The organism is Achromobacter sp. NCFB-sbj8-Ac1-l (assembly GCF_052695805.1).
This window is the reverse complement of sequence record NZ_CP199812.1, coordinates 1092789-1112966: the sequence shown is the minus strand read 5'-3', so window position 1 is coordinate 1112966 and position 20178 is coordinate 1092789. Positions and strand designations below refer to the sequence as shown.

The window sequence follows — 20178 nt, the reverse complement described above, 5'->3', positions numbered from 1 at the left end:
TCAGCCGTCCACCGGCTGCGTCGGCGTATCCAGCGTCAGTTGGTAGAACGCCAGGTCCAGCCAGCGACCGAACTTGAAGCCCGCTTCGCGGAGGGTGCCCGCATGCGTGAAACCCAGTTTTTCATGCAACCGGATGCTGCCCTGGTTGGCCGCATCGATGCCGCCGATCATCAGGTGCACCTGATTGGCGCGGGCCCGTTCGATCAAGACGCGCATCATCGCTTCGCCCAGGCCCTGGCCGCGAAAACGCCCGTCGACGTAGACGGAATGCTCGACCGAATACTTGTAGGCCGGCCAGGCGCGAAAGGTGCCGTAGCTGGCAAAGGCCATCAGGTCGCCCGCTGCGTTCTCGAACCCCACCACCGGAAACCCGCCGTTGGCCTTGGCCTGGAACCACCCCAGCATTGCCTCGCGCGGCCGCGGCTTGTAGTCATACAACGCGGTCGACGTCGCGATGGCGTCGTTGAAGATGGCAAGGATCTGGTCCGCGTGCCGCTCGTGCGTACAGTCGACCAGGGTGGCGCCTTCCGGGGCGCCAAAGTCTGCGTGCGTAGTCATGCCGCAAATTGTAGCGAGCCGCGCCCGCGCCACCACAAAAAAAACCGGCGATTCCCGCCGGTTCAGTGAGGGTACTGCCGCTTCTGGCCACTCTCAGGCGGCGCGGCTCTCCACAGATCGGCTGGCGGCGTCGGCAATGCCGCGCACACCCGGGCACTGATGCCAGGACAACTCATCCGCGTCCATATCCAGGTCGAACAGGTCGTTGGCGGCGGGCCAGGGATGCTGGCGCGCCGCGGCACCCTCCATCTCGAGCACATGCCCCGCAAAGCCCCGGGGTGAACCGCCGCACTCGGCAAAATAGCGCTGGGTGTTCAGGTCCACCACGTAAGTGGTCATGTCATGGGTCAGTATGGCCACGAATTGGCCGTCATCACTGGCATAGGCGTACTGAAACTGTCCTTTGATGCGGTCGCCGCTCATGGGGCTACCGGTCAATTGGGACAAGGCACGCGTGACGATCTCGGTCAGCATGGGTCGTTCCTCCGAAAGATGCGCCGGCAGGATGCCGGCGGCGAAGGCGCGAACGACAAGCACCGTCGTCGCCTGCTGAACACGGACGGGAGCCGGGAAACGACCGGCCCCACCGCCCGCCGAGGCGGCGGCTGGCGTTGGACGGGAAGCCTGTAGACGGCTGTCGCGCATCCCGTCGGCAACAGCAACTACGTTCTGGAAAGCTTACACCCGCGACCGGCTGGACCTCAAATCCGCCCCGTCACGCCAGGACGTTGCACCGCAACATTGCACATTGGCGCGGCTTTGCACCGTTTATGCCGCGGCAACCGGCGCCCCTGCTGTATCCGCGTCACCATTTTGCTGGGCGCGCCAGGCATCGCGGCCAAGCCGGTACAGGACGTGAGTCTGCAGGGGATGTCCGTCCGGCAAGGCCGGATGCGCAAACTGCAGCGGATCTTGAACCATGCCCAAACGCCGCATTACCGCGCGCGAGCGTTCGTTCTCCAGCACGGTGAACGAGACGATCTCGGACAGACCGACCTGCTCGAATCCCACTCGCAGCGCGGCTTGCGCAGCCTCACTGGCGTAGCCCTTGCCCCAAAACGGGCGCGCCAGGCGCCAGCCGATTTCCACGCCGGGCGCGAACGGCAACGAAGGCGCCAACGCCTTGATGCCCACGAAACCGATGAACGGCGCCACGCCGGGCGCCTCGACCGCCCAGAAGCCCCAACCGTGTTCATCGATGCCGGCGGCCAGGCGATCAGCCAAGGCATCGCTTTCCCGGGCAGTCATGGGCAGCAGATACCGAGTGACCTGCGCGTGCGCATTCATGTCGGCGAACGGCTTGCGATCAGCGGCCAACCATTGGCGTAGCACCAGCCGGGGGGTTTCGATTTCCAGTGATAAGGACATGCGCAATTTCCAGATGGGGCCGGTGAAACAGCCCGATACCACGGTGAGCGGCGCAGCCAGGCGCGCCCTGAACCATTCCCACCGTATACACTCCAACGGATTCTGCCATGCCAAAGGAATAGTCCGCCATGCGCCTGTCCATATCGAAGCTGCCGCGCCCATTGGGCGCGCTGCTGTTCTCATCCTTCCTGGCCTTCCAGGCCGGAGCCGCCAGCCTGCCGGCCGGCGTCACGGAGGCCGCCTCGATTGAAGGCATCACCGAATACCGCCTGAGCAACGGCCTGCGCGTCTTGCTGGTTCCCGACGAATCCAAGCCCTCGACCACCGTCAACATGACATACCTGGTCGGCTCGCGCAACGAGAACTACGGGCAGACGGGCATGGCCCACCTGCTGGAACACATGCTGTTCAAGGGCACGTCCACCACCCGCAACGCCATGGGCGAGTTCTCGCGCCGCGGCCTGCAGGCCAACGGCTCGACGTCCAGTGACCGCACCAACTACTTCGCCAGCTTTGCCTCCAACCCCGATACCCTGAAGTGGTACCTGGGCTGGCAGGCCGACGCCATGGTCAATTCCCTGATCGCCAAGGAAGACCTGGATTCCGAAATGACCGTCGTGCGCAACGAGATGGAGAGCGGCGAAAACAGCCCGTTCCGCATTCTCATGCAGAAGATGCAGTCCGCTGCCTTCCAGTGGCATAGCTACGGCAAGAACACCATCGGCGCCCGTTCCGACGTCGAAAACGTCGACATCGGCCAACTGCGCGCCTTCTACCACGAGTACTACCAGCCCGATAACGCGGTGCTGATCGTGGCCGGCAAGTTCGATCCGCAGGCCACGCTGGCCGACATCGAGGAAACGCTGGGCAAGCTGCCCAAGCCCGACCGCAAGCTGCCCCCCGAGTACACCGTCGAGCCCGCGCAGGACGGCGAACGCGCCGTGACGCTGCGCCGCACCGGCGGCACGCCGCTGGTCGCCGCGATGTACCACATCCCTGCCGCCGGCAGCCCCGACTTCGTGCCGCTGGACCTGGCTGCCACCATCCTCGCCGACACCCCGTCGGGCCGCCTCTACCATGCCCTGGTGCCCACCAAGCTCGCCTCGGGCGTGTTCGGCTTCACCATGGAAAACCTGGACCCGGGCCTGGCGATGTTCGCCGCGCAGCTCACCCCCGGCAAGAGCCTGGACGCCGCCATGAAAGCCCTGACGTCCACGCTGGAAACGTTGGGCAAGAAGCCCTTCACGCAACAAGAGCTGGACCGCGCGCGCAGCAAGTGGCTGACCTCGTGGGAACAGACCTACAGCGACCCTGAACAGGTCGGCGTGGCGCTGTCCGAAGCCATCGCCGCCGGCGACTGGCGGCTGTTCTTCCTGCAACGCGACCGCGCCCGCAAGGCCACGCTGGCTGAAGTGCAGCAGGCCGCCACGACCTACCTGGTGCAGAGCAACCGCATCGAAGGCCGCTACATCCCCACCGAGAAGCCTGAACGCGCACCGCAGACGCAACGCGTCGACCTGACCGCGGTCTTCAAGGACTACAAGGGCGATCCCGATTTCAAGGCCGCCTCCGCCTTTGACCCCACGCCCCAGAACATCGACCGCCTGACCCAGCGCAAGAAACTGGACCTGCCCAACGGCCCGGTCCAATTGGCACTCTTGCCCAAGGCCACGCGCGGCAATCGCGTGCAAGCCCAGATGCTGATCCAGTTCGGCAACGAGAAAGACCTGCTCGGCCAACGCGTCAATTCCGGCGCCGTGGCCGATCTGCTGACGCGCGGCACCGCCAAGCTGTCGCGCCAGGACATCCAGGACCGCCTGGACAAGCTGCAAGCCGAACTGGGCTTCAGCGGCGCGGGCACCACGCTCAAGATCGCCATGTCGACCAAGCGCGAAAACCTGCCCGAACTGACCCGCCTGGCGCTGGACATCGTGCGCAACGCCAACTTCCCGAAGGAACAGCTCGAGGAATACCAGCGCCAGCTCGAAACCTCGATCCAGAATGCCATGACAGAGCCCCAAGCCCTGGCCGGACGCGCCCTGGCCCGCCAGGACAACCCGTGGCCTGCCAACGACCTGCGCTACGTACCGACATTCGAAGAATCGCTGGCTGGCGTGCGCGCGCTGAACCGCGATGCACTCGTCAAGTTCCACGCCAAGTTCTATGGCGCCGGCAAGATCGAGTATTCGGCCGTGGGCGATTTTGAACCCGAAGCCGTCGAAAAGGCCATCAAGGACGGCTTGGCCGGCTGGAAGCGCGCCCCCGCCTACACCCGTGTGGGCAATCCGTACCGCGAAATCCCGTCCAGGCAGTTCGACATCGACACCCCCGACAAGGCCAACGCGTTCTATGTCTCGCGCATGCCCTTGAAACTGCAGGATACCGACGCCGACTACCCGGCGCTGTATCTGGCCAACTACCTGTTCGGTGCATCGGAAACCTCGCGCCTGTGGAATCGGGTGCGCGAAACCGAGGGCCTGTCCTACAACGTGCGCAGCTCGCTGTCGGTTTCCTCCTTCGAGCCCAGCGCCAGCTGGACCATGTACGCGATCTATGCGCCGCAAAACCGTGAGCGCCTGGAAAAGGCCATCGGCGAAGAACTCGCCCGGGTGCTGAAAGACGGCTTCACGGACAAGGAAATCTCGGACGGCATTACCGCATTGCTGAACTACCGCAATCTGGCCCGCGCCCAGGACGACGTGCTGGCCAGCACCTGGCTGGACTACCTGCAACGTGGTCGCACGTTCGAATGGTCGGCCGAGATGGACAAGAAGATCTCTGCACTCACGCCCGAGACGGTCAACGCCGCCCTGCGCAAGTACCTGCGCCCGGATGGCTTCAGCACCGCGGTTGCCGGCGACTTCAAGAAAAAGGCGCCCTGACGCGTCCTGCCGCTCTCAGCGGCAGTCGAGCCCCTGCCCCGGCAGGGGCTTTTTCATGGGCGGACGCCTTGTCCCCACCGCTGCTGGGCGACCAGCGAGGCAGAGACCATGCCATTGACGGGGAGATATTTCCATAACCTGTCGATTACACGGTTATTTGGAAAGATGTTTTCAAGATATACGGGTTTATCCCAGGTGGGATGGCGCGCACAATTCAGTCATCGGGAACAAACAACGAACCACGACGGAAGGCCGCCGGATTCGGCCCCGTTTACAACGAATTGGAGGTCATTATGAAAACCCTGACAACTACCCTGCTGATTTCCCTAGCCCTGGTGGGCGCTGGCGCCCAAGCGGCCGGCGTCGAGCAAGCCAAGTCGAGCGCCCAAGTCGCCACCGAGCTGCAACAAGCCAAGGTCAGCGGCCAATACACCTTCGGTGAACTGGACTACCCGCCCGCCCTGCCCCAGGCAACCAGCCTGAGCACGCAGGAAGTGCAAGCCCAGCTGCAACAAGCCAAGACCAGCGGCGAATACACCTTCGGTGAACTGCAATACCCGCCCGTCAAGGCGACGTCTGCCAGCGCCAAGTCGCGCGCCGACGTCCAGCAGGAACTCGCGCAGGCCAAGGCCAGCGGCCAATACACGTTCGGCGAACTCGAATACCCGCCGATCACCCGGTGAGCTGCTTGCTGTAGCCCGGCCGGCCTCAGGCGGCATCATGGCCTGGGGTCGGTTTTTTCCGGCAACAGCGGCGGATCGTCAGCAGTAGCAGTAGAAGTGGCAGTACCTGTCGTTGCAGTATGAAGTCGTAGTTGCGGTATGTAGTCGCTGTAGCACCAAGTCTTAGCAGTACGCAGTAGCAGTGTTGGAAGCAGTAGCTGTACCAGCAGTACGAACCGCGGCGCAAGCCGCGGTTTTTTTATGCCTGCAAAGAAAACAGCCCAAGCCCGGATGCCATCCAGTCCTGGGCTGCGGCGCGCCGCCACGCGGCGCGATCACCTCAGGCGATTCAGCTGAAGAATTCCTTCACGCGGTCGGTCCAGGATTTGCTTTGCGGCGAGTGGCGGTCGCCCCCGTCGTTCAGCGAAGCCTCGAACTGGCGCAGGATGTTCTTCTGATCATCGCTCAGGCGCACCGGCGTCTCGACCACGACATGGCAGTACAGATCGCCCGGATAGCTGCCACGCACGCCGCGGATGCCCTTGCCACGCAGGCGGAAGGTCTTGCCGGACTGCGTGCCTTCGGGAATCGAGATCTCGGCCTTGCCGCCCAGCGTCGGCACTTGCAGCTCGCCGCCCAGGGCCGCCGTGGTGAACGGAATGGTCAGCTCGCAGTGCAGATCGTCGCCATCGCGCTGGAAGATCTTGTGCTGCTTGATGTGGATTTCCACGTACAGGTCGCCCGGCGGGCCGCCGTTGATGCCAGGCTCACCATTGCCGCTGGAGCGGATACGCATGCCGTCATCGATGCCGGCAGGGATCTTGACCTGCAGCGTCTTGTTGCGGCGGATGCGGCCCACGCCGTCGCAGGCGGGACACGGGTCGGTGATTTCCTTGCCATTGCCGTGGCAGGTCGGGCAAGTCTGCTGCACGCTGAAAAAACCCTGCTGCATACGCACCGCGCCCGAGCCGCCGCAGGTGCGGCAGGTCTTGGGCGAGGTGCCGGCCTTGGCGCCCGAGCCGTGGCAGGTATCGCAATTTTCCCAGCTGGGCACGCGGATCTCGGTATCGAAACCGGCCGCAGCCTGTTCCAGCGTGATTTCCAGCGCGTACTTCAGGTCGGCGCCGCGATACACCTGCGGGCCACCGCCGCGACGGCCACCGCCCCCGCCGCCAAAGATTTCGCCGAAGATGTCGCCGAAGGCATCGGCGAAACCACCGCCCATGCCGCCGCCCATGCCGGCGGAATTGGGGTCCACGCCCGCATGGCCGTAACGGTCGTAAGCGGCGCGCTTCTGTTCATCACCCAGGACCTCGTAGGCTTCCTTGGCTTCCTTGAACTTCTCTTCGGCTTCTTTGCTGTCCGGATTGCGGTCCGGATGGTATTTCATGGCCAGCTTTCGATAGGCCTTCTTGAGTTCGTCGTCCGAGGCGTTTTTCGCCACGCCCAGGACTTCGTAATAGTCGCGTTTTGCCATGATCCGTGGGCTCAAAAAAGAGCCTTCTTTTCAGTGCTACAGAATGAGTTCGCCCGGTAGGCGGATTTCTCCGGCTACCGGGCGGCAGAGGCTGGTCAGCGCCCGGCCATTATTGGTCGCGCTTGACTTCCTTGAAGTCGGCGTCGACGACGTTGTCGTCCACCGGCTTCGCGTTGTCGGCCGCTTGCTGCTGGCCGGCGGCTTGCTGCGCCTGCATGTCGGCGTACATCTTTTCGCCCAGCTTCTGCGAGGCGGTCGACAGGGCTTCCACCTTGGCGTCGATCGCGGCCTTGTCGCCTTCCTTCAGCGTGTCTTCCAGGGCCTTGATGGCGGCTTCGATGCTTTCCTTTTCGGACGCCTCGAGCTTGTCGCCGTATTCGGTCAGCGACTTGCGGGTGGCGTGCACCAGCGCATCAGCCTGGTTGCGCGACTGGGCCAGCTCGGCCACGCGGTGATCTTCCTCGGCATTGGCCTCGGCATCCTTGACCATGCGCTGGATCTCGTCTTCCGACAGACCCGAGTTGGCCTTGATGGTGATCTTGTTTTCCTTGCCGGTACCCTTGTCCTTGGCCGACACGTGCAGGATGCCGTTGGCGTCGATGTCGAACGTGACTTCGATCTGCGGCATGCCACGCGGCGACGGCGGGATCCCTTCGAGGTTGAACTCGCCCAGGGCCTTGTTGCCCGCGGCGATTTCGCGCTCGCCCTGGAACACCTTGATCGTCACGGCCGGCTGGTTGTCGTCAGCGGTCGAGAAGGTCTGCGAGAACCGGGTCGGGATGGTCGTGTTCTTCTGGATCATCTTGGTCATCACACCGCCCAGGGTTTCAATGCCCAGGGACAGGGGAGTGACGTCCAGCAGCAGCACGTCCTTGCGGTCGCCCGACAGCACGGAACCCTGGATGGCGGCGCCAGCGGCAACGGCTTCGTCGGGGTTCACGTCCTTGCGCGGATCCTTGCCGAAGAATTCCTTCACCTTTTCCTGGACCTTGGGCATGCGGGTCATGCCGCCGACCAGGATCACGTCATCGATGTCGGAAACCTTCACGCCAGCGTCCTTGATGGCCACGCGGCAGGGCTCGATCGTGCGTTCGATCAGTTCTTCGACCAGCGCTTCCAGCTTGGCGCGCGTGATCTTCAGGTTCAAGTGCTTCGGACCCGAGGCGTCGGCCGTGATGTACGGCAGGTTGATCTCGGTCTGCTGGCTCGAGGACAGCTCGATCTTGGCCTTTTCGGCAGCTTCCTTCAGGCGCTGCAGGGCCAGCACGTCCTTGGACAGGTCAACGCCTTGTTCCTTCTTGAACTCGGCAATGATGTAGTCGATGATGCGCTGGTCGAAGTCTTCGCCGCCCAGGAAGGTGTCGCCGTTGGTCGACAGCACTTCGAACTGCTTTTCGCCATCCACGTCGGCGATTTCGATGATGGACACGTCGAACGTGCCGCCGCCCAGGTCATACACGGCGATCTTGCGGTCGCCCTTCTCGGTCTTGTCCAGGCCGAACGCCAACGCCGCCGCGGTGGGCTCGTTGATGATGCGCTTGACTTCCAGGCCGGCGATACGGCCGGCGTCCTTTGTGGCCTGGCGCTGGCTGTCGTTGAAGTAGGCCGGCACCGTGATGACGGCTTCGGTCACTTCCTCGCCCAGGTAGTCCTCGGCGGTCTTCTTCATCTTGCGCAGCACGTCAGCCGACACTTGGGGAGGCGCCATCTTCTTGCCGCGCACTTCCACCCAGGCGTCGCCGTTGTCGGCGCGGGCGATGGTATAGGGCATCAGGTTGATGTCCTTCTGCACCGCTTTTTCTTCGAACTTGCGGCCGATCAGGCGCTTCACCGCGTACAGGGTGTTGCGCGGGTTGGTGACCGCCTGGCGCTTGGCGGGCGCGCCCACCAGCGTTTCGCCGTCGTCCATGTAGGCGACGATCGAGGGGGTGGTACGGGCGCCTTCGGCGTTTTCGATGATCTTGACCTGACCGCCGTCCATGACAGCCACGCAGCTGTTGGTCGTGCCCAGGTCGATGCCAATAATTTTGCTCATGGTCGGGTTACCTTGAATATATCTATGAAAATAGAGAGAAATTTCCTGTCCCCACATAACTGGGGCTGCCTGCAGGGTTTTTCAAGACGCCTGGCCTGAATTTTCAGCCGGCGCTTCCTGCAGGCGGCGGATCGCCGCCGTGAACTGGGGCAATCCGGGCCAGCCGGTAATGCGTCCTAGCCGTTTTCCGGCCCGATACAGCACAAAAGTGGGGACGCCATGCAGCGAAAAGCGGCGGCCCAGCGGTTCGTCGGCGTAGACATCAGCCTCGAACCAGCTCAAACCCAGGCCCAGCAGGGTGTCCTGGTGCAACAGGGCCGCCTGCTTGAAGAGATTGCAGTTATAGCAATCCTGGCCCCACAGGAATACGCAGCGCAGGTCCGATCCCGGCGCCTGGACCACGGCCCCGTCGAATCCTGCGGTGTCGACATGACGCATGCCGAATACCGCGAAGACCTGGGCCGGATCGAAACGGGGATCGTTCATGGCTCGCTTTCCGCTCAGCCCTGGCCGGCGGATACCACGACCAGGGCCGGACGCAGCGTGCGGTCGGCGATGGCATAGCCCTTCTGCAGCACTTGCACCACCGTGTTGGCGGGCTGCTGCGCGGGAATCGACGAAATAGCCTGGTGCAGGTGCGGGTCGAACTTGTCGCCCTGGGCCGGCGCGATTTCCTTGAGCAGGTTGCGCTCGAAGGCGGCGGCCAACTGCTTGAGGGTGACTTCGACGCCTTCGCGCAGGGTGTCCACGGTCTGGTCAGCCTGGGCCAGGGCGGCCTCGAGGCTGTCCTTGACCGGCACCAGGCTCTCGGCGAACGACTCGATGCCGAACTTGCGTGCCTTGGACACTTCTTCCTGGGCGCGGCGGCGGACATTCTCGGCCTCGGCGTGGACGCGCAGAAGCTGGTCGTGCTGCTCATTGACGGTAGCCTGGGCCGCGTCCAGCTGGGCGCGCAACTCGTTCAGCTCGGCCTGCGCGGCGTCCTGGGCGGCGGGGGCCGCATCGGCGTTTTCGCCAAAACCGGGCGTCTGGTCTACAGGCTCGTGGGGTGCCGTCATGGGGAATCCTCCAAAAAGAATGGCTTTCGCAGACATGAATGGGGGCCAATACCCCTATTTCAAGCCCGGGAAAGCAAATATTCCCCCTGCCGCCCGCCGATCAGGTCATTTCTTGTGCGGCTGCGTCGGGGCCGTCGCATCGCTGGCGGGAAAGCTCTCTTTCAGGGCGCGATCGACGCGGGGATCATCATCGGGTTCAGGGCTGATCGACACCGGATCGCTGGCCGGAAAGGTCTCGGCCAGGGCTTCGTCCAGATCGTGTTCGACCTGGTCTTCTTCCACCGGGGTGCTGACGCGCCCCTTCTTCTCCAGCTTGCCCGTCTTGGGATCATGGTGCATACGCCCTCTCCTTCAAGTCCGTGGATGCGTAGGCCATCCTCGCAAGTGCCGTTCCACCAGGCTGGCCAACCCTGCGATCCAGGCGGGATCGTCGTTGAGCGCCGGGATGTAACGGAACTGCTTGCCACCGGCCTCGATGAAGGCGTCGCGGCATTCCAGGCTGATCTCTTCCAGGGTTTCCAGACAGTCTGCCACAAATCCCGGACACACCACATCCACCGCGGTCACCCCGGAGGCGGCCAGCGCCTTGAGCGTAGGTTCGGTATACGGCTCGAGCCAACGGGCGGTGCCGAAGCGGCTCTGGAAGGTCACCTCGATCTGCTCGCGCGGCAGCGACAGGCGCTGAGACAGCAGCCGGGCGGTCTCCATGCAATCGCGATAGTACGGATCGCCCAGCTCTATGGAGTAGCGCGGCAGGCCATGAAAGCTCATGACCAGCTTCTGCGGCTGACCGTGCTCAGCCCAATAGGACTCGATGCGGGCGGCCAGGGAATCCAGGTAGGCGGGTTCTTCGTGAAAGCGCTTGATGAAGCGCAATTCGGGCTGGTCGCGCAGGCGTGCGGCGTGGCGCGTGACGGCATCGACCACGGTGGCCGTGGTGCTGGCGGCGTACTGCGGGTATAGGGGCACGGTCAGGATGCGCTCGCAGCCCTTTGCCCGCAGGCGGGATATCGCGTCGGGAATCGACGGATTGCCGTAGCGCATGCCCAGCGCTACCTCCGCGTCGACGCCGGCTGCCGTCAGGGCCGCCTGCACGCCCTCGGCCTGGCGGCGGCTGTACACCATCAGCGGCGAGCCTTCCTTGAGCCAGACACCGGCGTAGCGCGGCTCGAGCTTCTTGGGACGCAGCGTCAGCACCAAGCCATGGAGGATCGGCTTCCAGAGATACCGAGGTATCTCGATGACGCGCGGATCGGACAGGAACTCGCCGAGGTACTTGCGGATGTCTTTCCTGGTGGGGGTATCCGGCGTGCCCAGGTTCACCAGCAGCACGCCTACCCTGCCCGGGGCCCGCGGCGGCGGATCCTCGTTGAAGGGATCGTCCTGCTCGGTTTCGGGCAGGTAGCGTTCAGGCCAGAGATACTTGAACAGGCGAAGAAACACAAAAACTCCCCTTCCTCCGCAAGGAGGATGTCGGTTCGGATGGAACTACTGGTTGTGGCTGAGGGCGTTGGACAGCAGCCGCGCCGTGATGTCCACGATGGGAATGACGCGTTCGTAGGCCATGCGGGTGGGTCCGATCACGCCGAGCGTGCCGACCACCTTGCCGTCCACGCCGTATGGCGCGGTGATGACCGAGACTTCTTCCATCGGCACCAGTTGGGAATCGCCGCCGATGTAGATCTGCACGCCCTGCGCCCGGCTGGACACATCAAGCAGCTGCAGCAGGTCGGTTTTCTTTTCGAACAGCGAGAACATCTTGCGCAGGCGATCCATGTCGGAGGCGATGTCGGTCACGTCCAGCAGCTTGCGTTCGCCGGAAATGACGACGGCGTCGCCGTCTTCCGCAGCCTCGGCGCTGGCCTCGACCGCGGCCTGCATCAGGCGCGAGATATCTTCGCGCAATTGCGCCAGTTCGGTGGACAGGGTGCGTCGCACCGCGTCGAACGACTTGCCCGCGAAGTGGATATTGAAGAAATTGCCGGCTTCGAGCAGTTCGGCTTCGGCGTAGTCGCGCTGCACGAACAGGATGCGGTTCTGGACGTCGCCATCAGGGGTGACGATGATCAGCAGCACGCGCTTGTCGGACAGGCGGATGAATTCGATCTGGCGGAAAACCTGGGCCCGCTTGGGCGTGAGCACCACGCCGGCGAACTGGCTCAGGTTAGAGAGCAGCGCCGCCGCGGCGTTGACCGCGCGGGTGGGCTCGGCGGCGGACAGCATGTCGCCCATGTTGTGCGGCTGCAGCTGGTAGGACTGCACCGCAAGCAGGGAATCGACGAACATGCGATAGCCTCGCGGCGTGGGCACCCGGCCGGCCGACGTATGCGGACTGTGGATCAGGCCCAGCTCTTCCAGATCCGCCATGACATTGCGGATGGTGGCGGGCGACAGATCGAAAACTTTCGAAAGCGTCCGCGAACCGACTGGTTGCCCATCGGCGATGTAGCGTTCGATCAACGCCTTCAGTAAAGCGCGTGCGCGGTCATCCATAGCGTGTATTTTAGGGAATCTTTTCCAATTAAGGCGATTTTTGTCCCGCCAACCGATATGCGGCCCCATATAATCGACGAACGGGCCACTTGTCGGACCGGTTTCGCCTTCGCTGTCAGGCTTTTCAGATTCGCCTTGCCACCATGCACTTTCCTACCGTCGCGCTGATCGGCAGATACCAGGACACCGGCCTGGACGCCCCGCTAAGAGCGCTTGCGCACGCACTGACGCAGGCCGGTCGGCAGGTGCTGGTCGACACCGACACCGCCCGCAACACGGGCCTGACTGAATATCCGGTCGCCACGCTCGAGCAAATCGGCCAGAGCGCCTCGCTGGCGGTCGTGATGGGCGGCGACGGCACCGTGCTGGGCGCCGCGCGCCACCTGGCGCCCTACGGCGTGCCGCTGGTCGGCATCAACCATGGCCGCCTGGGCTTCATTACCGACATCCCGTTGCAGGACGCGCACGGCGCGCTGGCGCGGGTGCTTGAAGGCAGCTACCAGATGGAAGCGCGCATGCTGCTGGAGGGCAGCGTCTGGCGCGGCAACCAGAAAATGTACTCTGCAACGGCCCTGAACGATGTGGTGCTGAATCGCGCCGGGCGCGGCGGCATGATCGAGGTCCGCGTCGAACTCGATGGCGCCTTCATGTACACGCAGCGTGCCGACGGCCTGATCATCGCCACGCCGACCGGCTCGACCGCCTACGCGCTGTCGGCGAACGGGCCCATCCTGCACCCCGGCATGAACGCCATGGTGCTGGTGCCCGTCGCGCCGCAGACGCTGTCCAACCGCCCCATCGTCATTCCCGACAGCGGCGTCCTGAACATGACGCTCACCGCCATGGGACGCGTCGAGGTCGGCGCCAGCGTGCATTTCGACATGCAGACCTGGTCCGACCTGCAGCCTGGCGACCGCATCGTCGTGCAGCGCGCGCCCTACACCATCAGTTTCGTGCATCCGGAAGGCTACAGCTTCTTTTCCACCCTGCGCCGCAAGCTGCACTGGAACCTGATGCCGCAAGCCACCGATAACGTAGAGTAAATAGCGCCCAGACATGCTGCGCACCCTGCACATCCGCGACTTTGTCATCGTCGAGCAGACCGAAATTCATTTCGGTCCCGGCTTTACCGTCTTCTCCGGCGAAACCGGCGCAGGCAAATCCATTCTTATCGACGCCCTGGCGCTGGCCTTGGGGGAACGCGGCGACGTCAGCGTACTGCGCGAAGGCGCCACGCGCGCCGACATCACCGCCGTGTTCGACACCCCGCGTGCCCTGCATGCCTGGCTGGCCGAACGCGAAATCGACGCCGACGAGGAACTCTCGCTACGCCGGGTGATCGACGCGCAAGGCCGCAGCCGCGCCTACATCAACGGCACCCCCGCCACCGTGGCGCAACTGCGCGAACTGGGCGACAGCCTGGTCGACATCCACGGCCAGCACGCCCATCAGAGCCTGATGCGACCCGACGCCCAGCGCGACCTGCTGGACGCCCACGGCGGTCACGGCGACCTGCGCCAGGCCGTCGCCCAGGCCTGGAAACAATGGCGGGCCCTGGCGCGTCAGCTCGAAGCCGCCGAAAAAGACGCCGCCAGCCTCGCCTCCGAGCGCGAACGACTGCAGTGGCAGGTCGACGAACTCGACCGCCTGGGACTGGCGCCCGACGAATGGGAATCGCTGCAATCCGAGCACACCAAGCTGGCGCATGCGCAATCGTTGCTGGACGGCGCCACCCGGATCCTCGAAGCGCTGGATGGCGAGGGCGATTCCGCGCATCACCGCCTGACGTCCGCCAATCATCTCATCCAGCAGATGCTGCGCCACGACACCGGCCTGCAGGGCATCCATGACGAACTTGAGTCAGCCCGCATCGCCATCAGCGAAGCCGTATCCGACCTGAACAACTACGTCAGCCGCGTCGACCTGGACCCGCAACGCCTGGCCGATGTCGAAGCGCGCCTGGGCGCGGTGTTCGAAACCGCCCGCAAATTCCGCACCGAGCCCGATGGCCTGTGCGAGTTGCGCGACAGCCTGCATGCTGAACTCGCCGCGTTGCAGGCTGCGACAGACGTCGACGCCCTACGCGCACAGGCCCAGGCGGCACAGGCGCAGTACGACGCCGTCGCCGCCAAGCTGTCCACGGCGCGCCGCAAGGTCGCCAAAGACCTGGGCAAGCAGGTCACCCAGGCCATGCAGACGCTGGCCATGCAGGGCGGCAAATTCGAGCCGTCCCTGTCGGTAGCGGCCCCCTCGGCCCACGGCAATGAACAGGTGGAATTCCTGGTGGCCGGTCATGCCGGCACCACGCCGCGGCCGCTGGCCAAAGTGGCCTCGGGCGGCGAACTGTCGCGCATCTCGCTGGCGCTGTCCGTCATCGCGAGTCGCGCGGCCCGCGTGCCCACCCTGATCTTCGACGAAGTCGACAGTGGCGTGGGCGGCGCGGTCGCCGAGGCCGTCGGCAAGCTGCTGCGCGAGCTGGGCGAACGCCATCAGGTGCTGTGCGTCACCCACCTGCCCCAGGTGGCGGCCTGCGGCAACAACCAGTTCCTGGTCAGCAAGACCGAATCGCGCGGCACCACCCGGTCTCGCATCGAAGAGCTGGACGACGGCGCCCGGGTCGAAGAAATCGCCCGAATGCTGGGCGGCATCAAGCTCACCGCCACCACCCGCGAACACGCGCGCGAGATGCTGGCTGGGTTCGGGCACACGCCTGCCTGACCCTCGCACCCGGCCCGTGAGCCGGGCAACCTTCCACTTGCCGACCTGTATAGGCGGAAATAGCGATGCGGGAATAAAAAAAGCCCCTTCTTTGAGAAGGGGCTTTTGCCTTCACTGCACCACGGCGAGCGCGGCCGTGGCCAGTGGGTCCCGCGGGGAAAAGCTCAGCGGCCTTTCAGGCAGCTGCCGCAGATGCCGTACAGCACCATCGCGTGGCTTTCCAGCGCGAAGCCGTTGTCCTTGGCGATCTTTTGCTGACGCTTTTCGATTTCGGGGTCCGAGAATTCGACCACTTTGCCGCAGTTCGTGCAGATGAGGTGATCGTGGTGATCACCGTCGTTGAGCTCGAACACGGCCTTGCCGCTGTCGAACTGGCTGCGGGCCAGGATGCCGGCCTGCTCGAACTGGGTCAGCACGCGGTACACGGTGGCCAGGCCGATTTCGACGTTTTCGCCGATGAGGGCCCGGTAGACGTCTTCGGCGCTCAGGTGGCGTTGGTCGGACTTGCGGAAGATATCAAGAATCTTGAGGCGGGGAAACGTCGCCTTCAAACCCATGTTCTTCAGTTCGCTTTGGTCGCTCATGGTGTAATCGCTCTCCGTCCGCGTTGGCATGGGCAAGGATACCGGGTAACCGCGAGCCGGCCCACCAGAATTCCTGCCGCCCCGCAGAACTATCCTTATGAAACCTTTATGATAACGGTTTTGTCTGCTTCCAAATAATAGGGGCGCGTAGTGTCCATGATTGCACGAATTCCTTCCCGCTCGCTCAAGACCGGATTGGCCATCGCCGCCCTGGCCGTCGCCCTCGCGGGTTGCTCGGGAAACAAATGGGGCTTCCCCTATAAGGCGGGCGTCCAGCAAGGCAACTGGATCACCCAGGAACAGGTTGCCCTGCTGCAGCCCGGCATGACGCGCGAACAAGTGCGCTTCGCCCTGGGCAGCCCCACGCTGACCAGCGTGCTGCACGCCAACCGCTGGGACTACCCCTACTATTTCAAGCCCGGCTACGGTGAGGCCCAAGAGCGCAAGTTCACGGTCTGGTTCGAAAACGACCGCCTGACGCGCTGGGAAGGCGACAAGCAGCCTGACCTGCAACCCTACCAGCTGAACACGCCCAACGCCGTCGCCGACGAAAAGACCGAGAAGCGGCTGAGCGAAGACGAAGCCCGGCTCAAGCAGGAACAAGAGCAGAAAAAGCGTGACGCCGCCGCTCCCGTCAGCCCCATGAACCAATACCCCGGCCAGCCCGGCAACTCGCCCGAGCCGCTGCGCTAACCCCCAAGGATTCACCACATGCGTATTGCAATCGCCGGCGCCAGCGGCCGTATGGGCCAGATGCTGATCGACGCCGTCCTGAAGGCCGACGGCCTGCAACTGGCCGTCGCACTGGACCGCAAGGGCTCGGCCTCCCTGGGCCAGGACGCGGGCGCTCCGCTGGGCCAGCACACCGGCGTCGCCATCACCGACGACCTGAACGCCCTGGCCAACGCCGACTGCCTGATCGACTTCACGCGCCCCGAAGGCACGCTGGAACACCTGCAGGCCTGCGCCAAGCTGGGCGTCAAAGCCGTCATCGGCACCACCGGCTTTGACGACAACGGCCGCGCCGCCATCGAAGTGGCCGCGCAGAAAACCGCCATCGTGTTCGCCCCCAACATGAGCGTCGGCGTCAACGCCACCCTCAAGCTGCTGGACATGGCCGCGCGCATCCTGAATTCGGGCTACGACGTCGAAGTCTTCGAAGCGCACCACCGCAACAAGGTCGACGCGCCGTCCGGCACCGCCCTCAAGATGGGCGAAACCATCGCGTCCGCCTGGGACGTCGCCCTGCCCGACGTCGCCACCTGGAGCCGCCACGGCGACACCGGCGTGCGCAAGCCCGGCACCATCGGCTTCTCGGTGCTGCGCGGCGGCGACATCGTCGGCGACCACACCGTGTCGTTCTGCGGCATCGGCGAACGCATCGAAATCACCCACAAGTCGGCCAGCCGCGCCACCTACGCCGAGGGCGCGCTGCGCGCCGCCCGCTTCCTGGAAGGCAAGCACAACGGCCTGTACGACATGCAGGCCGTGCTGGGGCTTTGAACCTGGCAACGCCTGAATGGGGCCAGCCATTGCGGCCCCTATGAAAAAAGGACCCTCGGGTCCTTTTTTTCGTCTATAGGAGTGGTTGTCGCTGCAGCGCCAGATCGGGTTGCCGCGCAACATGCCGCCCCGCTTACACCACCACGGGCTCAGGTTCCAGCATCACGCCGAAACGCGCAACGACGTCTGCCTGGATGGCCTGCGCCAACGCCATGATATCGGCAGCCGTAGCCCCGCCCCGGTTCACCAGCACCAGCGCCTGGCGGTCATGCACGCCGGCCGCGCCCAGGCTGCGGCCCTTCCAGCCGCATTGGTCGATCAACCAGCCGGCCGCCAGCTTGTAGCGCCCGTCCGGCTGCGGATACGACACCAATCCTGGGTGTTCGCCTGCCAATGCGTCGCGCTGCGCGGCCGAGACGATCGGATTCTTGAAGAAGCTGCCCGCATTGCCAGTGACCGCAGGGTCAGGCAGCTTGGCGCGCCGGATTTCGCAGACAGCTTCGAAGATATCGCGCGCCGTCGGCTGGCCCTGGGCCAACCGTGGATGGCGTTGCAAGTCGGGATACCCCAGCACCGGCTGCCACGGACGCGGCAGGCGCAAGCGCACCGACACGATCACCCAGCTGCCCGGCGGCTGGTGTTTGAACACGCTGTCGCGGTAGGCATAGCGGCAATCCGCCGCGCTCATCTCGACATAGCGACCGGCACGCACATCCCAGGCGGTCAGGCTGTCGAACCGGTCGGCCAGCTCGACACCATAGGCGCCGATGTTCTGCACGGGCGCCGCCCCTACTGTGCCGGGGATCAATGCCAGGTTTTCCAGCCCGTCCCACCCCTGCCGCACACATTCGGCCACGAAGCCATGCCAGGTCTCGCCCCCCGCCGCTTCCACCAGCCAGGCATCCGGCGTGGCCTGCAGCAGGCGCACCCCGCGCAACGCCACCCGCGCCACCAGCCCCGGCACGGACTGCGGCAGCACCAGGTTGCTGCCGCCGCCCAGCACCAGCAGCGGGCCGCTTCGAGCCGCCAGCGCGGAAAGCGCCGGTAATTGGGCAGCGTCTTCCACGGACACGTAAGCCTCGGCCGTTGCGGCCAGGCCCAGCGTATTCAGGGCGGAAAGGTCCTGCTGCCGGGGTACCAGCACAGGCGCCATAGCGGGAGAATTTGACATGGATACTACTGGCTATGCTATATTTTTGGTCTTGGCTCATATTACTTGATTGAGCTTGGCAGGACGGCAAAGCCGCTATTTGCCAAGATCACTGCGATCCGCCCGCGCCAGTGGCAACCCCAACGGCCAGCACGATCCCAAAAATTCATGTAGAATGCGCGCCTTCTGATCGATAACCAAGTTGATCGGGCAACTACCCGGGAACGGTAACCGCAAGGGCACCTGCCAGGCAGTTGGCAATAAAAAATGGTTTGCACGCCGCAAGGCAACCCGCGTCAAGCGGGGCACTGCGAACCCATGCGGGAGTAGCTCAGTTGGTAGAGCGCAACCTTGCCAAGGTTGAGGTCGCGAGTTCGAGACTCGTCTCCCGCTCCAGATTTTGATGCGCAGCGCGCCAACCGCCGCTGCGTAAATTGACAAAAGGGCCTGCGGGCCCTTTTTTCATTGGTGCGCGCATCGCAACCTACGTCGTCGCCCACTCTTGCGCCCCCCGCTGCTTTCAGAACTTTCCTAGTCTTTTTTCCTCCCCGCTCATCTAGAGTCGCGGGATGAATGGAACATCCCTCAAAGTGTCTCGCTGCCGGGCGGGGGAAGGCCGCGGACGACGCACGCTCCCGATCAACCCACGCGCCCGCCCGCGTCGCAAGGCCCTCGAATGAAACGCGGCGTCTTCCTCTTCTGGGGTGGCATGGATGCGCTATATGCTATCCACTTCGTCGCATCCAACGTCCATCGCGGGCGCATCCCGATCCATGCCGACCTGGTCGAGTTTCATCAGCTGGATCACTCGCCAGCATTCCAGACGCTGGTGTTTGGCCTGTCCGTCCTGCTGACGCTATCCATCGCGGCTTCGGCCATCCTGTTCCTGCGCGGCAACCGCTACGCACCGCGCCTGGCATACGCCCAGGTGCCGCTGCGGCTGCTGCTGGCAGTGCCTTCGCTGTCATTCATCCCTTTGCTGCTGCCGCTCTCGGCCACCCCCAGCGTGGCGCTGAACCTCACCTTGTTGCTGGGCTCGGAGGCGCTGAAGGTCTTGACGCTGTACTGGGCCAGGGGTGGAGAAAAGGCGCCGGCGATCTCAACTTGATGCTCAGCGTTTTTCACGGCAACAGATGCTCAACCGCCTAGCCCGGCTTGCCCTCGCCACACTGCTTCTGGCGCTCGGCATCGCCATCGCCCTCATCGCGCTCATGCCGGCACCGCTCGACGGTGCGCGATACCTCGGCCTGACCTGGCGCGATGTTTCAGCCATGGACAGAGAACTGATCCTTGTCGAGGCAAAGGGCTACGCCTACAAAGCGCATCAAGGCCTCTGGACAGACACGCTGCAGCTGAATTTTTCCTATGTGAATGGCGAGCCGCGGGTCGTCTCGACGACGAGCAAGCGGCGGATCATCTTTTTCGATACGGCCTGGGCGGGCGACGAACGCTCAGTCACGAAGGACGCTGCCGAGCACTACCTGGAAGTTTGGCTGCTGGGACGCATCCGACTGCCCTAGACAACCGCCACGGCGCAATGAATGCGCGCTGGCCTGGCCATTGATCAAATTCAGATTCTTCTAATTCCATCGATCCATGACGGGCCGGAGAATGTCGCCTCCTCCGCCTTGCCAGGATCGATGCCGTCTGTCGGATTGACGGGCCAAGCGGCGATCAAAACGCCCCGGAT

General features: G+C 64.2%; 20 protein-coding genes and 1 tRNA gene. 9 read left to right on the top strand and 12 right to left on the bottom strand.

The window, feature by feature from the left end; translation table 11 throughout:
* The 3 genes from ACUDP5_RS05230 to ACUDP5_RS05220 form a co-directional block, all read right to left on the bottom strand.
* Window positions 1-558: a GNAT family N-acetyltransferase gene (locus ACUDP5_RS05230; protein ID WP_263914662.1), complete on the bottom strand. Its 558-nt coding sequence runs from the start codon at window positions 556-558 to the stop codon at window positions 1-3.
* Between the two features lie 93 nt (window positions 559-651).
* Complete coding sequence (locus ACUDP5_RS05225) at window positions 652-1032, bottom strand: hypothetical protein (protein WP_263914663.1); 381 nt, start codon at window positions 1030-1032, stop codon at window positions 652-654.
* Between the two features lie 294 nt (window positions 1033-1326).
* A complete protein-coding gene (locus ACUDP5_RS05220; RefSeq protein ID WP_445659131.1) occupies window positions 1327-1926 on the bottom strand; it encodes a GNAT family N-acetyltransferase in 600 nt (199 codons plus the stop codon).
* 128 nt (window positions 1927-2054) lie between these two features.
* Here ACUDP5_RS05220 and ACUDP5_RS05215 point away from each other — a divergent pair, with 128 nt between their 5' ends.
* Both ACUDP5_RS05215 and ACUDP5_RS05210 read left to right on the top strand, forming a co-directional pair.
* Complete coding sequence (locus ACUDP5_RS05215) at window positions 2055-4808, top strand: M16 family metallopeptidase (RefSeq protein WP_445658294.1); 2754 nt, start codon at window positions 2055-2057, stop codon at window positions 4806-4808.
* Between the two features lie 293 nt (window positions 4809-5101).
* Window positions 5102-5491 carry a DUF4148 domain-containing protein gene (locus tag ACUDP5_RS05210; protein ID WP_263914666.1) on the top strand — a complete coding sequence of 130 codons (390 nt, stop codon included), beginning with the start codon at window positions 5102-5104 and terminating at the stop codon, window positions 5489-5491.
* A gap of 328 nt (window positions 5492-5819) precedes the next feature.
* Here ACUDP5_RS05210 and dnaJ read toward each other — a convergent pair whose 3' ends face one another.
* The 7 genes from dnaJ to hrcA all read right to left on the bottom strand — a co-directional run bounded on the left by dnaJ (window position 5820) and on the right by hrcA (window position 12533).
* Window positions 5820-6947, bottom strand: a complete 1128-nt coding sequence (gene dnaJ, locus ACUDP5_RS05205; RefSeq protein WP_263914667.1) for a molecular chaperone DnaJ — start codon at window positions 6945-6947, stop codon at window positions 5820-5822.
* Between the two features lie 109 nt (window positions 6948-7056).
* Window positions 7057-8982 carry a molecular chaperone DnaK gene (dnaK, locus tag ACUDP5_RS05200; protein WP_263914668.1) on the bottom strand — a complete coding sequence of 642 codons (1926 nt, stop codon included), beginning with the start codon at window positions 8980-8982 and terminating at the stop codon, window positions 7057-7059.
* An 81-nt stretch (window positions 8983-9063) separates the two neighbouring features.
* The gene (locus ACUDP5_RS05195) at window positions 9064-9468 is read right to left on the bottom strand and encodes a thioredoxin family protein (protein WP_263914669.1); all 405 of its coding nucleotides are present in this window, start codon (window positions 9466-9468) and stop codon (window positions 9064-9066) included.
* A 14-nt stretch (window positions 9469-9482) separates the two neighbouring features.
* On the bottom strand, window positions 9483-10040 hold the full coding sequence (gene grpE, locus ACUDP5_RS05190) for a nucleotide exchange factor GrpE (RefSeq protein WP_263914670.1): 558 nt from the start codon (window positions 10038-10040) through the stop codon (window positions 9483-9485).
* A gap of 105 nt (window positions 10041-10145) precedes the next feature.
* Window positions 10146-10379 (bottom strand): hypothetical protein, encoded by a 234-nt coding sequence (locus tag ACUDP5_RS05185; protein WP_263914671.1) that lies wholly within the window; start codon window positions 10377-10379, stop codon window positions 10146-10148.
* A 12-nt stretch (window positions 10380-10391) separates the two neighbouring features.
* Entirely contained in the window at window positions 10392-11483 is a 1092-nt protein-coding gene (hemH, locus tag ACUDP5_RS05180) for a ferrochelatase (RefSeq protein WP_263914672.1), read from the bottom strand.
* Between the two features lie 45 nt (window positions 11484-11528).
* The gene (hrcA, locus tag ACUDP5_RS05175) at window positions 11529-12533 is read right to left on the bottom strand and encodes a heat-inducible transcriptional repressor HrcA (protein ID WP_445658293.1); all 1005 of its coding nucleotides are present in this window, start codon (window positions 12531-12533) and stop codon (window positions 11529-11531) included.
* Window positions 12534-12676: 143 nt separating this feature from the next.
* On the opposite strand from hrcA, the gene ACUDP5_RS05170 reads away from it, so the two are divergent.
* Together ACUDP5_RS05170 and recN are read left to right on the top strand one after the other, a co-directional pair.
* Window positions 12677-13576 carry an NAD kinase gene (locus ACUDP5_RS05170; RefSeq protein ID WP_263914674.1) on the top strand — a complete coding sequence of 300 codons (900 nt, stop codon included), beginning with the start codon at window positions 12677-12679 and terminating at the stop codon, window positions 13574-13576.
* Between the two features lie 13 nt (window positions 13577-13589).
* Complete coding sequence (gene recN / locus ACUDP5_RS05165; protein WP_263914675.1) at window positions 13590-15251, top strand: DNA repair protein RecN; 1662 nt, start codon at window positions 13590-13592, stop codon at window positions 15249-15251.
* 164 nt (window positions 15252-15415) lie between these two features.
* Here the strand turns inward: recN and fur are convergent, their stop codons facing one another.
* Entirely contained in the window at window positions 15416-15835 is a 420-nt protein-coding gene (gene fur / locus ACUDP5_RS05160) for a ferric iron uptake transcriptional regulator (RefSeq protein ID WP_263914676.1), read from the bottom strand.
* A 156-nt stretch (window positions 15836-15991) separates the two neighbouring features.
* Between fur and ACUDP5_RS05155 the strand changes: the two genes are divergently transcribed.
* On the top strand, window positions 15992-16528 hold the full coding sequence (locus ACUDP5_RS05155; RefSeq protein ID WP_263914677.1) for an outer membrane protein assembly factor BamE: 537 nt from the start codon (window positions 15992-15994) through the stop codon (window positions 16526-16528).
* Window positions 16529-16546: 18 nt separating this feature from the next.
* A complete protein-coding gene (gene dapB / locus ACUDP5_RS05150) occupies window positions 16547-17338 on the top strand; it encodes a 4-hydroxy-tetrahydrodipicolinate reductase (RefSeq protein WP_263914678.1) in 792 nt (263 codons plus the stop codon).
* Between the two features lie 133 nt (window positions 17339-17471).
* On the opposite strand, the gene murB is transcribed toward dapB, so the two are convergent.
* The gene (murB, locus tag ACUDP5_RS05145; protein WP_445658292.1) at window positions 17472-18509 is read right to left on the bottom strand and encodes a UDP-N-acetylmuramate dehydrogenase; all 1038 of its coding nucleotides are present in this window, start codon (window positions 18507-18509) and stop codon (window positions 17472-17474) included.
* A gap of 299 nt (window positions 18510-18808) precedes the next feature.
* Here murB and ACUDP5_RS05140 point away from each other — a divergent pair.
* The 3 genes from ACUDP5_RS05140 to ACUDP5_RS05130 all read left to right on the top strand — a co-directional run bounded on the left by ACUDP5_RS05140 (window position 18809) and on the right by ACUDP5_RS05130 (window position 20008).
* Window positions 18809-18884, top strand: a tRNA-Gly gene (locus ACUDP5_RS05140).
* A gap of 280 nt (window positions 18885-19164) precedes the next feature.
* Window positions 19165-19596 (top strand): hypothetical protein, encoded by a 432-nt coding sequence (locus ACUDP5_RS05135; protein WP_445658291.1) that lies wholly within the window; start codon window positions 19165-19167, stop codon window positions 19594-19596.
* 25 nt (window positions 19597-19621) lie between these two features.
* Window positions 19622-20008: a hypothetical protein gene (locus tag ACUDP5_RS05130; protein ID WP_445658290.1), complete on the top strand. Its 387-nt coding sequence runs from the start codon at window positions 19622-19624 to the stop codon at window positions 20006-20008.
* Window positions 20009-20178 lie beyond the last annotated feature (170 nt).

Coding starts and splice junctions, on each gene's coding strand:
- ACUDP5_RS05130 (WP_445658290.1), top strand. CDS start 19,622: ATGCTCAACCGCCTAGCCCGGCTTGCCCTCGCCACACTGCTTCTGGCG.
- dapB (WP_263914678.1), top strand. CDS start 16,547: ATGCGTATTGCAATCGCCGGCGCCAGCGGCCGTATGGGCCAGATGCTG.
- ACUDP5_RS05225 (WP_263914663.1), bottom strand. CDS start 1,032: ATGCTGACCGAGATCGTCACGCGTGCCTTGTCCCAATTGACCGGTAGC.
- ACUDP5_RS05185 (WP_263914671.1), bottom strand. CDS start 10,379: ATGCACCATGATCCCAAGACGGGCAAGCTGGAGAAGAAGGGGCGCGTC.
- dnaJ (WP_263914667.1), bottom strand. CDS start 6,947: ATGGCAAAACGCGACTATTACGAAGTCCTGGGCGTGGCGAAAAACGCC.
- fur (WP_263914676.1), bottom strand. CDS start 15,835: ATGAGCGACCAAAGCGAACTGAAGAACATGGGTTTGAAGGCGACGTTT.
- ACUDP5_RS05230 (WP_263914662.1), bottom strand. CDS start 558: ATGACTACGCACGCAGACTTTGGCGCCCCGGAAGGCGCCACCCTGGTC.
- ACUDP5_RS05155 (WP_263914677.1), top strand. CDS start 15,992: ATGATTGCACGAATTCCTTCCCGCTCGCTCAAGACCGGATTGGCCATC.
- murB (WP_445658292.1), bottom strand. CDS start 18,509: ATGTCAAATTCTCCCGCTATGGCGCCTGTGCTGGTACCCCGGCAGCAG.
- ACUDP5_RS05195 (WP_263914669.1), bottom strand. CDS start 9,468: ATGAACGATCCCCGTTTCGATCCGGCCCAGGTCTTCGCGGTATTCGGC.
- hrcA (WP_445658293.1), bottom strand. CDS start 12,533: ATGGATGACCGCGCACGCGCTTTACTGAAGGCGTTGATCGAACGCTAC.
- ACUDP5_RS05220 (WP_445659131.1), bottom strand. CDS start 1,926: ATGTCCTTATCACTGGAAATCGAAACCCCCCGGCTGGTGCTACGCCAA.
- ACUDP5_RS05215 (WP_445658294.1), top strand. CDS start 2,055: ATGCGCCTGTCCATATCGAAGCTGCCGCGCCCATTGGGCGCGCTGCTG.
- ACUDP5_RS05210 (WP_263914666.1), top strand. CDS start 5,102: ATGAAAACCCTGACAACTACCCTGCTGATTTCCCTAGCCCTGGTGGGC.
- ACUDP5_RS05135 (WP_445658291.1), top strand. CDS start 19,165: ATGAAACGCGGCGTCTTCCTCTTCTGGGGTGGCATGGATGCGCTATAT.
- grpE (WP_263914670.1), bottom strand. CDS start 10,040: ATGACGGCACCCCACGAGCCTGTAGACCAGACGCCCGGTTTTGGCGAA.
- ACUDP5_RS05170 (WP_263914674.1), top strand. CDS start 12,677: ATGCACTTTCCTACCGTCGCGCTGATCGGCAGATACCAGGACACCGGC.
- recN (WP_263914675.1), top strand. CDS start 13,590: ATGCTGCGCACCCTGCACATCCGCGACTTTGTCATCGTCGAGCAGACC.
- dnaK (WP_263914668.1), bottom strand. CDS start 8,982: ATGAGCAAAATTATTGGCATCGACCTGGGCACGACCAACAGCTGCGTG.